This is a genomic window from Pseudomonas sp. CYM-20-01, assembly GCF_023169845.1.
Taxonomy (GTDB): Bacteria; Pseudomonadota; Gammaproteobacteria; order Pseudomonadales; family Pseudomonadaceae; genus Aquipseudomonas; species Aquipseudomonas azotoformans.
On the sequence record NZ_AP025169.1, the window covers coordinates 1,344,392 to 1,357,106 of the forward strand.

The 12,715-nt window shown below is 62.9% G+C and carries 11 protein-coding genes; 3 read left to right on the forward strand and 8 right to left on the reverse strand.

All coding sequences use genetic code 11. From position 1 onward, the window contains the following. Positions 1–4 precede the first annotated feature (4 nt). From M2497_RS05905 to M2497_RS05920, 4 genes are read right to left on the reverse strand one after another with little or no spacing between them, the layout of a single operon-like run. Entirely contained in the window at positions 5–1,369 is a 1,365-nt protein-coding gene (locus tag M2497_RS05905) for a heavy metal sensor histidine kinase (protein WP_248486267.1), read from the reverse strand. Next, positions 1,359–2,036 (reverse strand): heavy metal response regulator transcription factor, encoded by a 678-nt coding sequence (locus M2497_RS05910; protein ID WP_179028607.1) that lies wholly within the window; start codon positions 2,034–2,036, stop codon positions 1,359–1,361. The genes M2497_RS05905 and M2497_RS05910 overlap by 11 nt, the downstream gene beginning before the upstream one ends. A gap of 25 nt (positions 2,037–2,061) precedes the next feature. Continuing rightward, positions 2,062–5,151, reverse strand: coding sequence for a multidrug efflux RND transporter permease subunit (locus M2497_RS05915; RefSeq protein WP_248486269.1), 3,090 nt, complete (start codon positions 5,149–5,151; stop codon positions 2,062–2,064). Then, complete coding sequence (locus M2497_RS05920) at positions 5,148–6,314, reverse strand: efflux RND transporter periplasmic adaptor subunit (RefSeq protein ID WP_248486271.1); 1,167 nt, start codon at positions 6,312–6,314, stop codon at positions 5,148–5,150. Before M2497_RS05920 ends, M2497_RS05915 begins: the two co-directional genes overlap by 4 nt. Positions 6,315–6,528: 214 nt before the next feature. On the opposite strand from M2497_RS05920, the gene M2497_RS05925 reads away from it, so the two are divergent. The 3 genes from M2497_RS05925 (at position 6,529) to M2497_RS05935 (ending at position 9,389) form a co-directional block, all read left to right on the forward strand. Beyond that, positions 6,529–6,762 (forward strand): hypothetical protein, encoded by a 234-nt coding sequence (locus tag M2497_RS05925; RefSeq protein ID WP_248486273.1) that lies wholly within the window; start codon positions 6,529–6,531, stop codon positions 6,760–6,762. A gap of 165 nt (positions 6,763–6,927) precedes the next feature. Then, positions 6,928–7,698 carry a transporter substrate-binding domain-containing protein gene (locus tag M2497_RS05930; RefSeq protein ID WP_248486275.1) on the forward strand — a complete coding sequence of 257 codons (771 nt, stop codon included), beginning with the start codon at positions 6,928–6,930 and terminating at the stop codon, positions 7,696–7,698. Positions 7,699–7,805: 107 nt separating this feature from the next. After that, a complete protein-coding gene (locus tag M2497_RS05935) occupies positions 7,806–9,389 on the forward strand; it encodes a PAS domain-containing methyl-accepting chemotaxis protein (RefSeq protein WP_248486278.1) in 1,584 nt (527 codons plus the stop codon). Here the strand turns inward: M2497_RS05935 and M2497_RS05940 are convergent. From M2497_RS05940 to M2497_RS05955, 4 genes are all read right to left on the reverse strand, one after another. After that, the gene (locus tag M2497_RS05940; protein ID WP_248486280.1) at positions 9,367–10,110 is read right to left on the reverse strand and encodes a YkgJ family cysteine cluster protein; all 744 of its coding nucleotides are present in this window, start codon (positions 10,108–10,110) and stop codon (positions 9,367–9,369) included. The genes M2497_RS05935 and M2497_RS05940 overlap by 23 nt on opposite strands. A 108-nt stretch (positions 10,111–10,218) precedes the next feature. After that, positions 10,219–10,701 carry an N-acetyltransferase gene (locus M2497_RS05945; RefSeq protein ID WP_248486282.1) on the reverse strand — a complete coding sequence of 161 codons (483 nt, stop codon included), beginning with the start codon at positions 10,699–10,701 and terminating at the stop codon, positions 10,219–10,221. Further along, positions 10,698–11,600, reverse strand: a complete 903-nt coding sequence (locus tag M2497_RS05950) for a chemotaxis protein (protein ID WP_248486283.1) — start codon at positions 11,598–11,600, stop codon at positions 10,698–10,700. Before M2497_RS05950 ends, M2497_RS05945 begins: the two co-directional genes overlap by 4 nt. Before the next feature lie 132 nt (positions 11,601–11,732). Then, on the reverse strand, positions 11,733–12,707 hold the full coding sequence (locus M2497_RS05955) for a D-glycerate dehydrogenase (RefSeq protein ID WP_248486284.1): 975 nt from the start codon (positions 12,705–12,707) through the stop codon (positions 11,733–11,735). Positions 12,708–12,715: the final 8 nt, after the last annotated feature.

Genomic DNA, 12,715 nt, shown 5'->3' on the forward strand with positions numbered 1-12,715 from the left:
GGTGCTAGACCGGCAGGGTAAGGCCAAAGGTATTCCCACCGCTGTCACTGCGCACAAACACATCACCGCCATGCATCAACGCAATCGCCTTGACGATCGCCAGCCCCAGCCCGTGATTCGCACCGCTGTTGCTGCGTGACGCGTCTACCCGATAGAAGCGTTCGAACAGGCGCGGCAGGTGCTCGCTGGCAATCGCATCGCCGGGGTTGGTCACACCGATAGAGACCTGATGCGCCTGCACCTCGATGTTCACTGCGATGACCTGTCCGGGCGTGGTGTGCTGCACCGCATTGCTCAGCAGGTTGATCAGCGCGCGGCGCAGGTGGGCCTTCTCGATCTGCACCAGGGCGTCACCGTGGACCTGCACCTGGACCTGGGCGTCTTCGAGGATGAAGTCCAGGTAGTCCAGGGTCGTGGCCACTTCGTCGGCCAGGGAGCTTTCGATCAGCTTGGTGGCTTTGCTGCCCTGGTCGGCGCTGGCGAGGAACAGCATGTCGTTGATGATCGAACGCAGGCGCTCCAGCTCTTCGAGGTTCGATTGCAGTACCTCGAAATAATGCTCGGCCGAGCGCCCTCGGGTCAGCGCCACCTGGGTCTGGCCGATCAGGTTGGTCAGCGGCGAGCGCAGTTCATGGGCCACATCGGCGTTGAACGACTCCAGGCGCGAATAGGCTTGCTCGACGCGGTCGAGGGTGGAGTTGAACGAATTGACGAACTGGCTCAACTCGGGGGGCAACGGCGACAGCTGCAGGCGCCCGGAGAGCTTCGGCGGCGCGAGTTTCTGCGCTTCGTCCGAGAGTTTGCCCAGCGGTTTGAGGCCGATGCGCGCCACCCAGAACCCCAGCAACGATGCCAGCACCACGCCTACCAGAGCCAGGCTGATCAACGCCACCAGCAGGTGATGCTGGGTGGCGCGGAAGTTCTCGGTGTCGATGGCGATCATGAAGCGCAGCGGCGGGCGTTGATCCTTGGCCGGGAACTGGCTCACCAGTACCTTGAACGGGTGTTTGTCGCCGGCCAGGCGCAAGTCGCGCTTACCTGTGCGTCCTTCGGCGAAGGCGCGGATCTGCGCATCTGGGTTGCCGTACTCGTAGTTCGGGTCGCTGCTCACGACCCAGAAGCGGATGCGTTTGTCTTCCTCGCTCAGCAACTTGAGCTTGGCCTGTATCTTTACCCAATGGTCCGGTGTACCGAAGCGATTCACCGACGATTCGAGCACGCTGTAGCGCGCCTCCAGTTCGGCGCCCGGCAGCAGGCCAAGGCTGCGGTCCACCTGTTGATAGAGCGCGCCGCCAATCAACAGGAAGATCAGTGCCGCCACCAGGGTGAACATGCTGCTCAGGCGCAAGGCAATCGAGTTAGCCGACACTGCGACTCTCCAACACATAGCCCATGCCGCGGATAGTGTGCAGCAGCTTGGTGTCGAACGGCCCGTCGAGCTTGGCGCGCAGGCGCTTGATCGCGACTTCCACCACATTGGCATCGCTGTCGAAATTGATGTCCCAGACCATTTCTGCAATCGCTGTCTTGGAGAGGATTTCGCCCTGGCGCCGTGCCAATACGCTGAGCAGCGAGAACTCCTTCGCAGTCAGGTCCAGACGCTGGCCGTTGCGGCTGGCCTTGCGGCTGATCAGGTCGATCCACAGGTCGGCGACCGTGACTTGCACCGGCTCGTGCCCGCCACTGCGGCGGGTCAGGGCTTGCAGGCGCGCCACCAGTTCCAGGAACGAAAACGGCTTGCCCAGGTAATCGTCGGCGCCTTCGCGCAGGCCGCGAATACGGTCTTCCACGCGCTCACGGGCGGTCAACATGATCACCGGTGTCTGCTTGCGCGCACGCAGCGCACGCAACACGCCGAAGCCGTCGAGGCCGGGCAGCATCACGTCGAGCACGATCACCGCGTAGTCGTTCTCCAGCGCCAGGTGCAGGCCTTCGACACCTTCGCGGGCGACATCGACCGTATAGCCTTGCTCGGTCAGACCGCGATGCAGGTAGTCCGCGGTTTTTTCTTCATCTTCAATAATCAGGACACGCATGAGTCTTTTGCTCCAGGGCCGGGCCTCAGTGTGTGCTCGCCAGCGCAGGCGTTGGTTTGGGCCGGTGGAAAAACTTCTCGAGGTACAAGTATATGACCGGCGTGGTGAACAGCGTCAGCGCCTGGCTCACCAGCAAGCCGCCGACCACCGCGATCCCCAGCGGCTGGCGCATCTCCGCACCGGGGCCGGCGCCAAGCATCAGCGGCACCGCGCCGAGCAGGGCGGCGAGGGTGGTCATGATGATCGGCCGGAACCGTGTAACGCAGGCTTCATAGATCGCATCTTCCGGCGACAGGCCCCTGACACGCTGAGCCTCCAGGGCAAAGTCGATCATCAGGATGCCGTTCTTCTTCACGATGCCGATCAACAGCACCAGGCCGATCAAGGCCATGATCGAAAAGTCCTGCCCCATCAGTGACAGCATGATCAGCGCGCCCAACCCCGCTGACGGGAGGGTGGAGATGATCGTCAACGGGTGCACGAAACTCTCGTACAGCACGCCGAGAATAATGTAGACCGCCACCAGTGCCGCCAGGATCAGCCACGGCTGGCTGGCCAACGAACTCTGGAATGCCTGGGCCGCACCCTGGAAGTTACCGATGATGGTGGTCGGCATGCCGATTTCATTCTTGGCCTGGTTGAGCATGATCACTGCATCGCCCAAGGCCACCCCCGGCGCCAGGTTGAATGACAGGTTGGCGGCCGGGAACATGCCGTCGTGGCTGATCGAAAGCGGCCCCACTGTGGGCGGGTCAACCTTGGCCAGCGCCGACAGCGGCACCATCTCATTGGTCAGCGGCGAGCGCAGGTAAAAGTAGTTGAGGCTTTCGGCCTTGCCGCGTTGCTGGGTGTCCAGTTCCAGCACCACTTGGTACTGGTTGATCTCGGTCTGGAACTCGTTGATCTGGCGTTGGCCGAAAGCATCGTACAGCGCCTGATCCACATCGGTGGCGGTCAGGCCGAAGCGTGCGGCGGCCTGGCGGTCGATGCTGATGTGGGTGATGCTGCCGCCCAGTTGCAGGTCGTTGGACAGGTCGCGAAAGGCCGGGTTGGCGCGCAGTTTTTCGGTGAGGCGCTGGGTCCAGGTATTCAGCGTCGGGCCGTCATTGCTCTTGAGCACGTACTGGTACTGGGCGCGGCTGGGGCCGGAACTCAAGTTGATGTCCTGGCCGGCACGCAGATACAGCACGATGCCCGGCACCTTGGCGAGTTTCGGCCGAATGCGGTCGATGAACTGGCTGGCGGACACATCGCGATCACCCCGGTCTTTCAAGGCGATCCAGAAACGGCCGTTGGCGATGGTCTGGTTGCTGCCGGTCACGCCTACCGAGTGCGAAAACGCTTGCACCGCCGGGTCGGCCTTGACGATCTCGGCCAGGGCCTTGTGCTTGGCGACCATGTCCGGGTACGACACGTCGGCCGCCGCTTCGCTGGTGCCGAGTACAAAGCCGGTGTCCTGCACCGGGAAGAAGCCCTTGGGGATAAACACATAGCCGACCACGGCCAGGGCCAGGGTCACCACGAAGATCGCCGCCATACTGCGTTGATGGGCCAGGGCGCGGCGCAGGTTGCGTGCGTAGCCGGCCAACAGACGCTCGCTGAAACCTGGTTTGTCGTGGGCGTGATGGGTGGGCGCTCGCATGAACAGCGCTGCGAGTGTCGGCGCCAGGGTTAGCGATACCACCACCGAAATCAGGATGGTCGAGGTGGCTGTCAGCGCGAATTCCTTGAACAGCCGCCCGACCACGCCGCCCATGAACAGCAGCGGAATGAATGCCGCCACCAGCGAGAAGCTGATGGACACCACGGTAAAGCCGATTTCACCGGCGCCCTTGATCGCCGCTTCGCGCTTGTCGAGGCCCGCCTCCAGATGACGGTGAATGTTCTCCACCACCACGATCGCATCGTCCACCACAAAGCCCACGGCAATCACGATTGCCACCAGCGTGAGGTTGTTCAGGCTGAAGCCCATCAGGTACATCAGCGCAAAACTGGCGACCAGCGACACGCCGAGCACACTGGACACAATCATCGTCGCCGATAATTGGCGCAAGAACAGCGCCATCACCGCCACCACCAGCAGGATGGCAATCAGCAGGGTCACTTCCACTTCGTGCAGGGAGGCGCGGATGGTCTTGGTGCGGTCGGTCAACACGCTGACCTGCACCGACGCCGGCAGCATGGCTTGCAGGCGCGGCAGCTCGGCTTGAATACGGTCGACGGTCTCGACGATGTTCGCGCCGGGTTGGCGCGAGATCACCAGGTTGACCCCGGGCGTGTCGCCGGACCAGGCCTGCACGTAGGCGTTTTCCGAACCGTTGATGACCTTGGCGATATCGCGCAGTTGTACCGGTGCGCCGTCCTTGTAGGACACGATCAATTGCGCGTAGTCCTCCGGGTGGAACAACTGGTCGTTGGTCGACAAGGTCGACACGCTGTTCTGGCCGTAGATCGCGCCCTTGGCCAGGTTGAGGCTCGATTGCTGGATGGCCAGGCGGATATCGGCGAGGGTCAGGCCGATGGCGGCGAGTTTGTCCGGGGACGCTTGCACGCGGATCGCCGGGCGTTGCTGGCCGGTGATGTTGATCTGGCCAACGCCGTCGATCTGGCTGATCTGCCGGGCCAGCAGGGTTTCCACGTAGTCGCTCAGTTCGGTGCTGGGCACGCTGTTGGAACTGACGCTGAGGATCAGTACCGGGCTGTCCGCCGGGTTGACCTTTTTCCAGGTCGGCAGGCTCGGCATATCGCTGGGCAGCTTGCCGGACGCGGTGTTGATCGCGGCCTGCACTTCCTGGGCGGCGGTGTCGATGCTCTTGTTCAGGGTGAACTGCAGGGTCAGCAGGCTGGAGCCCAAGGCACTGCTGGAGGTCATCTGGGTCATGCCGGGAATGGCGCTGAACTGCACCTCCAAAGGCGTGGCCACGGACGAGGCCATGGTGTCCGGGCTGGCGCCGGGCAGGGTGGCGGTGACCTGGATCGTCGGAAACTCCGCTTCCGGCAGTGGGGCGATGGCCAGGCGCGGGAAGGCAATCAGCCCAAGCAGCACCAGGGCGAAGGTCAGCAGCAGGGTGGCGACCGGGTGGTCGACGCACCAGGCTGATGGCGAACGGCTCATGGCCGCACCTTGGCATCGACGGTCTGGATGACCTGCGGCGGTTCCTTGAGCACCTCCACCTGCGCCCCGGCCTTGAGCCGCGACTGGCCGTCACTGACCAGCACATCCCCGGCCTGCACGCCCTTGATGATGTTGAGGTCGCTGTCCTGGTACGTCACCTGCACCGGCACCACCTCGACCTTGTCACCGTTGACCCGGTACACGAAGTGCGAATCCAGGCCGCGCTGCACCACGGTCGGCGGCACCACCAGCGCGTTTTTGTCGAGGGCGGTCTGGATCTTGATGGTCACCAGTTGCCCCGGCCACAGGCGTTGTGAGGCGTTGTTGAATTCGGCCTTGGCGCGCAGGGTGCCGGTGGTGGAGCTGATCTGGTTGTCGATCAGGCTCAAGTGGCCTTCGCCGAGCAAGTCGCCGGTCTGGCCGTCGGTATCGGCGCCCAGGTAGGCGTCGACACTGGCCTGGGTGGGTGCTGCGATCAGGCCTTGCAGGGTGGGCAGCATCTGTTGCGGCAGGGAAAACTCGACGGCAATCGGGTCGATCTGGGTCACGGAAAACAGGCCCTGGGTATCGGCTGTGCGCAGGAAGTTGCCTTCATCCACGGTGCGAATACCCACGCGGCCGCTGACCGGTGAGCGAATCTGGGTGTAGGAAAGTTGCACTTGCGCCGAATCGATGGCGGCCTGGTTGCCCTGGGCGGTGGCCTTGAGCTGGTTGACCAGGGCTTGCTGCTGGTCATAGGTCTGCTTGGACACGCCGTCGTCGACGCTCAATGCCTTGTAGCGCTTGAGGTTGACCAGCGCCACCTGCAACTGCGCCTGGCTTTCGCCCAGTTGCGCCCTGGCCTGGTCGAGGCTGGCGCGGATCGAGCGGTCATCGATGGTCGCCAGCAGGTCGCCGGCCTTGACCCGTTGGCCTTCCTTGACCAGCAATTTAGTGAGGATGCCGTCCACTTGCGGACGAATCACCACACTGTGCAGTGACAGCACCGAACCGATCCCGCTGACAAAACGCGGAACATCCTGCTGCGCCACGCTCACCACCCGCACCGGAATCGCCGTGGGCGCCGCCAGTTTGGCTTTGGCTGGACGGGTCAAGGCCCAGGCTGCAACGGCCAACACTACGAGGACACCCACGATCAGGGCGGTTTTGCGTTGAATGTGCATGGGGTGAGGCGCCAGGGCAAAGGATTGGAAGTGTGTGAGGCCTTTATAGCCTGCCAACCCGGTCAGCAAGGTGACTGCTAACTGACGGCGCTGTCAGTAAAGGCAGACCATTCGTACAGGTGGTGGTTAAAGATCCGAGGCGGGCAGGTATACTGCGCGCCAGCGTGGCCCGCAAGCCGGCCCCGCGTCATTTCTTGCACGCTCCGGAGCTTCCATGACTTCCCCGACACAAACCCCTGTTGAAGCGGCCGACCTCGTCGATCCGGCCAGCGCCGAAGGCGTTGAAAAAGCCGAGATCCCGGCGTTCAAATTCCCCTTCAAGCCGGGTGAGCTGGCCGGGGCCAAGAATGCCGCCCAGCCCTGGTACAAGAACGGCGCCAAGAACGGTCACACCAAGACCCCAGGCATGGCGCCACCGGGTACTCGCCGTTCCATGGGTAAACGTTAAGATTAACCCGCTGTAATATTTGCGGGATGTTGCCTACAACGCCAGTCGCTATTTCGTCTTGTAGGCCCGCGACCGTTTCTTGAAAGCTTGCACAGCTTCCGCTGCCCCCCTGGTTTTTCCACAGGGCGCAGCGGAGGGCGCTCTTTCCGGAAAAGGACGTTTCCTGTGGCCCTGATACACCTCTGTGTAGCGTTTGCCCTGTTGCTGGCGGTGGATGCCGTTGCAGGCCTTGATCAACCGCGACGCGAAATCCGCTTCGCCGTTGCCGCGCAATTTCCGCCCTTCCAGAGCCGCAACCCGCAAGGGCAGTTGGTCGGCTTGAATATCGAGTTGGGCAACGCCCTTTGCCAGCAGTTGAATGTGCGCTGTACTTGGGTCGACCAGGTGCTGGTCGAAGACTTCGAACGTCTTGAAGCGCGGCAATTCGATGCAATCATGGGTATTGCCCCTACACCACTACGCCGGCGCTGGGTCAGTTTCACCGACAACCTCTACCCCTTCACCACACGCCTGGTCGCACGTCGAACCTCGGGCCTGATGCCGCTACCAAGGTCGCTCAAGGGCAAGCGAGTGGGCGTATTGCTGGGCAGTAATCGAGAAGCCTTTGTTCGTTCGCAATGGGCGCGCAAAGGCGTGATTATCAAGAGTTTCTGGCTCAACGACGAACTGGTCCGCAGCCTGGTGGCAGGCGATATCGATGCGACCCTGCAGGGCACTGTGGAAATTCGCGAGGCCCTGCTCGACACGGCTGCCGGCCAGGACTTCGACTTCCTGGGCCCCGCCGTTTGTGCTGAGCTGTTGGGCAATGGTGTTGCGATTGCGCTGCGCAATACCGACACGGCGCTGCGTGTCGAGCTTAACCGTGCGCTTGAGCAGCTCAAGCACAATGGCGAGTACCAGCGGATCGTCGCGCCTTATCGGCTGGACGTGCCGTGATGGCTAATTAATTGCGCAGAACATGAGCTGGATCAGTATTTGCCCCCTCGGTGCGCTTAGAGTCGACGCCCTGCCGACTCCCCTAACAATCACGAGCGCGCTTCTCCATGAAGATCAATCTGCCGGTCACCGGTCGGAATGTGGACTTTGCCCCCGACGCCAACATCCTTTCGACCACCGACCTGACCAGCGCGATTACCTACGCCAACCAGGACTTCATCGACATCAGCGGCTACAGCCGTGACGAGCTGCTGGGTGCGCCGCATAACGTCCTGCGCCATCCGGACATGCCAGCCGAGGCGTTCGCCCATATGTGGCAAACCCTCAAGAGCGGCCGGTCGTGGATGGGCATGGTGAAAAACCGCTGCAAAAACGGTGACCACTATTGGGTCAGCGCGTATGCCACACCGGTGACCCGAGAGGGCGCGACCGTGGAGTATCAATCGGTGCGTACCAAGCCGGATGCGCACAGGATCGCATTGGCGGAGCGGATGTATGCGCGCTTGCGAGCGGGCAAGCGGCTGTCCTGGCCAGTCGTCGGCATGGGGGTGAAATTGTCGGCATGGGTCATCGCCACTTGCGCGGTGACCTGGGCCTTGGGTTTGAGCCTGACGGGCTACGCGCTGGTCTGGCAGTTACTGGCGTTGGTGGCGGGGTGTGCGGTGGGGGCGGCTGGGGTGCGGCTGATGTTGCGGCCCTTGGCTCAATTGCAACAGCGGGCGCATCGAGTGGCCGACAACCCACTGAGCCAGGCGATCTACACCGGGCGCCGTGATGAGTGTGGGCAGATCGAGTTCGCCCTGCACATGCTCGAAGCCCAAGCCGGCGCGGTGGTCGGGCGTATTGGTGATGCCTCTCAGCGCCTCTCCGGCCACGCCGCACGGTTGGTGCAGCACCTTGACAGCAGTCACGCCAGCAGCCTGGGCCAGCAGACCCAGACCGACCAGGTGGCGGCAGCCATTCACCAGATGGCCGCCAGCGTGGCCGAAATGGCCAACCATGCCCAGCAGGCGTCCAGGGCGGCCGAGCAGGCCGGCAGCGAAACCCGTGAAGGCCACCTGCGTGTGGATGAAAGTCGTGATGCGGTGTTGCGCTTGTCCCAGGAGCTGGCGCGGGCCACGCAGGTGATCCACCAGTTGGAAAACCACAGCGGTGAAATCAGCAGCGTGCTGGAAGTGATCCGCACGATTGCCGAGCAGACCAACCTGCTGGCCCTGAACGCGGCTATCGAAGCGGCGCGGGCCGGTGAGCAAGGGCGCGGGTTTGCGGTGGTGGCCGATGAAGTGCGTGGCCTGGCCCAGCGCACCCAGCAATCGACCGACGAAATCCAGCGCATGATCAGTACCCTGCAAGGCGGCGCACGGGACGCGGTGCAGGCGATGGCCCACAGTGGCGAGCATGTCCAAGCCAGTGTCAAACAAGCCCAGCAGGCCGCCGCCGCACTGGATGGCATCAGCCAGCGCGTCATGCAAATCACCGCCATGAGCCAGCAGATTGCAACCGCCGTGGAAGAGCAGAGCACGGTGAGCGAGGACATCAATCGCAACATCGTCGGCATCCGTGATGCCGGCGAGGCCACCGTCAGTGCCGGGCAGCAGAGCCGGCTCAGTTCAAGCGACGTGGCCGGACTGGCGGAGGATCTGCGCCAGCTGGCGCGTGAGTTCTGGTCTAGGCCGCGCGCAACGAGATAAACGCGTAGTTGGCCGGCACCTCGGTGGCAATCTGCGCCCCGGCATCCAGCACTTGCTCGGCGATGTCCATCCCCGAGACATGGAACACCCACTCGTTGGCCACGGACGGCTGACCCATCGCCAACTCGATCGCTTGGGCAAACGCGCCCATGTCCGGCAGGTAAGCGGTAAACCCATCCCCCTTGAGTGCTGTGGTGCGAATGCCGAGCAAGGCGCACACCGCTTCCTTGGTCTGCACATCATCACGGTCGGCCTGGCGTGAGCGCTGGATCAACTGCGCCAGTTCCGGGTCCATCAACTGGCCGCCCACGATCAGCTCCGGCCCCTGCTCCCAGGACTCCGGCGGGCAATCCTTGGCGGCGGGGTTCAATGGGATATGCGGGTTGATCTCCATCGGGTAGATGCGGCACACCAGCGGGCGGCGCTCATAGATACGGCAGCGGTTGTCCTCGTCAAGATTCCGGCAGGGGCCGGCGTTGTAGGCGGCAAAGGTGATTGCCACAAACGCCTCGGTGTTGCCGCTGGGCACGACCACCGAACGGCGTTCGGCATGTTCGCGTTGTTGTGGGGGCAGGCCCAGGCCATTGCCCAGGAAACCTTCCACCAGGACGATGACGCTGCCGCCGTCGGCCGCCCACTGGCGGGCTTCTTCGAGGGTCAGGGGGACGTGATGATCGGAGCAGCATTTGCCGCAACCTACGCAGGAAAATTGAGTGTTCATGGCAGATCTGTCACCAGGCTAGGTCAGAGGGCACGCAAGAACGGTGACGGGTTTTTACCTCTGTTCACCGTTTTGTCTCTCTGGAAGCAAGTTACACGCCAGTGCCTGTCAGTCCTCTGTCACTACGTCGCGTAGGACAAATCTCATGCCTGCGCTCTCATACAGCTGCCGAGCGCGCAGGTTGCTTTCCAATACCTTGAGGTCCACATAGGGCTCGCCGCGTTGCTTGAAGGTATGGAAGCTGTGCAGCAACAACGCGCGGCCCAAGCCCTGGCCTTGGGCGCAAGGGTGAACGGAGAGGTGCTTGATGAACGCGCTGGTCCAGCATTGCGCGACGGCGAGAATACCGTCGTGGTTGCTCGCCACCAGGCACAGCGTGGGGTCGAACTCGGCGTCGGTGGTGAATTGTTGTTGCCAGGTTTCCAGGTGGGGGACGCGGCCGCCGCCCTGGTCCTGGGTCATGCGCAACACCGCATGAATCGCGGGTGCAAGCTCGTCACGGTAATGATCCAACTGTGTACCCGCCGGCCACAGCGGGGCGGGCAGGCTGCCGGTGAGGTCGCGGCGCAGCAGTTGGAAGTATTCGCTCACAGGCCTTTTTGCGCCACGCTTTGAGCGGCCACCACCAGGCACTTGGTCAACTCGGGAGAAGAGAACTTTGTGAGCACCGCGTCGGCGCCGGCCAGCCGGGCTTTTTCGCTGTTCATCGCGCTGTCCAGGGAGGTGTGCAGCAAGATATACAGGTGCTGGAAATCAGGGGTTTCGCGCAGGGTGCGGGTGAGGGCGTAGCCGTCCATTTCCGACATCTCGATGTCCGACACCACCACATTGATCTGCTCCGCCGTGCCTTGCAGCTCCAGCAGCACATCGATGGCTTCCTTGGCGCTGCGCGCGGTGTGGCAAGTGAGGCCGAGGTTGCGCAGGGTGTGTACCGATTGCTGCAGCGCGACCTGGCTGTCGTCCACCACCAGGATGTGCGCATTGCCCAGCACTTCGGCTTCTTCCATGGTCAGGTCGGTGGGCGCGGCTTCAATCGGCGCCGGGGCGATGCCGTGGATGACTTTTTCGATATCCAGCACCTGCACCAGGCCGCCTTCCACCTGGGTCACCCCGGTGATAAACGCACGGTTACCGCCGGAGCCGTAGGGCGGTGGGCGGATGTCGGTGGTCAGGCAATGCACGATCTTGCTCACCGCTTGCACATGCAGGCCCTGCTTGGAGCGGCTCACATCGGTAACGATCAGGCAGCCGCCGTCCGGGTCTGCCAGGGGCATTTCGCCGAGGGCGCGGCTCAGGTCGATCACCGCCAGCGAATTGCCGCGCAGGGTGGCGATGCCTTTCACATGCGGGTGGGACTCCGGCAGCTTGGTCAGCGGCGGGCATGGGATGATTTCGCTGACTTTCAGCAGGTTGATCGCCATCAGCTTGCCGCTGCGCAAGGTAAAGAGCAGAAGCGAGAGTGAGTCTGCGCGGGCTTTGGTGGTGGACATAAAAACCTTCTGTGGATCAGGGATGACGAACATCTATGGAAGGTTATCGACTTGAGTGAGCCAGGCTTTAACCGGATTTCGTGCCGGACGGAAGTCGATGTGGGAGGGGGCCCCTCCCACATTAATGTTCGGTCAGTGTTTCCAGACTTGCGGGTTTACCAGGTCCTGCGGGCGCTGGCCCAGCAGGGCGCTGCGCAGGTTGTCCAGGGCGCGGTTGGCCATGGCTTCGCGGGTTTCATGGGTGGCCGAGCCAATGTGCGGCAGGGTCACCGCATTGTTCAGTTGGAACAGTGGCGATTCGGCCAGTGGCTCCTGTTCATACACATCCAGCCCGGCGCCACGGATACGCTGGCTTTGCAGGGCTTCGATCAGCGCCGGTTCGTCTACCACCGGGCCGCGGGAAATATTGATCAGGATTGCGCTGGACTTCATCAGCCCCAGCTCGCGGGTGCTGATCAGGTGCCGGGTCTTCTCACTCAATGGCACCACCAGGCACACGAAATCCGCCTCGGCCAGTAGCGCGTCCAGGCTGCGAAACTGTGCGCCCAGCTCCTGCTCCAGCGCCTGCTTGCGGCTGTTGCCGCTGTACAGGATCGGCATGTTGAAACCCAGACGTCCACGCCGAGCCACGGCCGCGCCGATATTGCCCATGCCGACGATGCCCAGGGTCTTGCCGTGCACATCGCAACCGAACAACGGCGCGCCGACGCTGGCTTTCCACTGGCCGGCCTTGGTCCAGGCGTCCAGCTCGGCCACCCGGCGAGCGCTGCTCATCAGCAGGGCGAAGGCCAGGTCGGCGGTGCTTTCGGTGAGTACATCCGGGGTGTTGGTGAGCATGATCCCGCGTTCGTTGAAGTACGCCACGTCGTAGTTGTCGTAGCCCACCGACACGCTGGACACCACCTCCAGCTTGCTTGCGCCCTGCAACTGCTCGCGGCCCAGCTTGCGGCCAACGCCGATCAGGCCGTGGGCGTGGGGCAGGGCTTCATTGAATTGAGCATTGATGTCGCCCAGCTTGGGGTTGGGCGCGATCACTTCGAAATCCTGTTGCAGGCGTTCGATCATTGCCGGGGTGACGCGGCTGAAGGCGAGGACAGTCTTTTTCATTGCAGGCG

Coding starts and splice junctions, on each gene's coding strand:
- M2497_RS05910 (WP_179028607.1), bottom strand. CDS start 2,036: ATGCGTGTCCTGATTATTGAAGATGAAGAAAAAACCGCGGACTACCTG.
- M2497_RS05915 (WP_248486269.1), bottom strand. CDS start 5,151: ATGAGCCGTTCGCCATCAGCCTGGTGCGTCGACCACCCGGTCGCCACC.
- M2497_RS05920 (WP_248486271.1), bottom strand. CDS start 6,314: ATGCACATTCAACGCAAAACCGCCCTGATCGTGGGTGTCCTCGTAGTG.
- M2497_RS05925 (WP_248486273.1), top strand. CDS start 6,529: ATGACTTCCCCGACACAAACCCCTGTTGAAGCGGCCGACCTCGTCGAT.
- M2497_RS05935 (WP_248486278.1), top strand. CDS start 7,806: ATGAAGATCAATCTGCCGGTCACCGGTCGGAATGTGGACTTTGCCCCC.
- M2497_RS05940 (WP_248486280.1), bottom strand. CDS start 10,110: ATGAACACTCAATTTTCCTGCGTAGGTTGCGGCAAATGCTGCTCCGAT.
- M2497_RS05950 (WP_248486283.1), bottom strand. CDS start 11,600: ATGTCCACCACCAAAGCCCGCGCAGACTCACTCTCGCTTCTGCTCTTT.
- M2497_RS05955 (WP_248486284.1), bottom strand. CDS start 12,707: ATGAAAAAGACTGTCCTCGCCTTCAGCCGCGTCACCCCGGCAATGATC.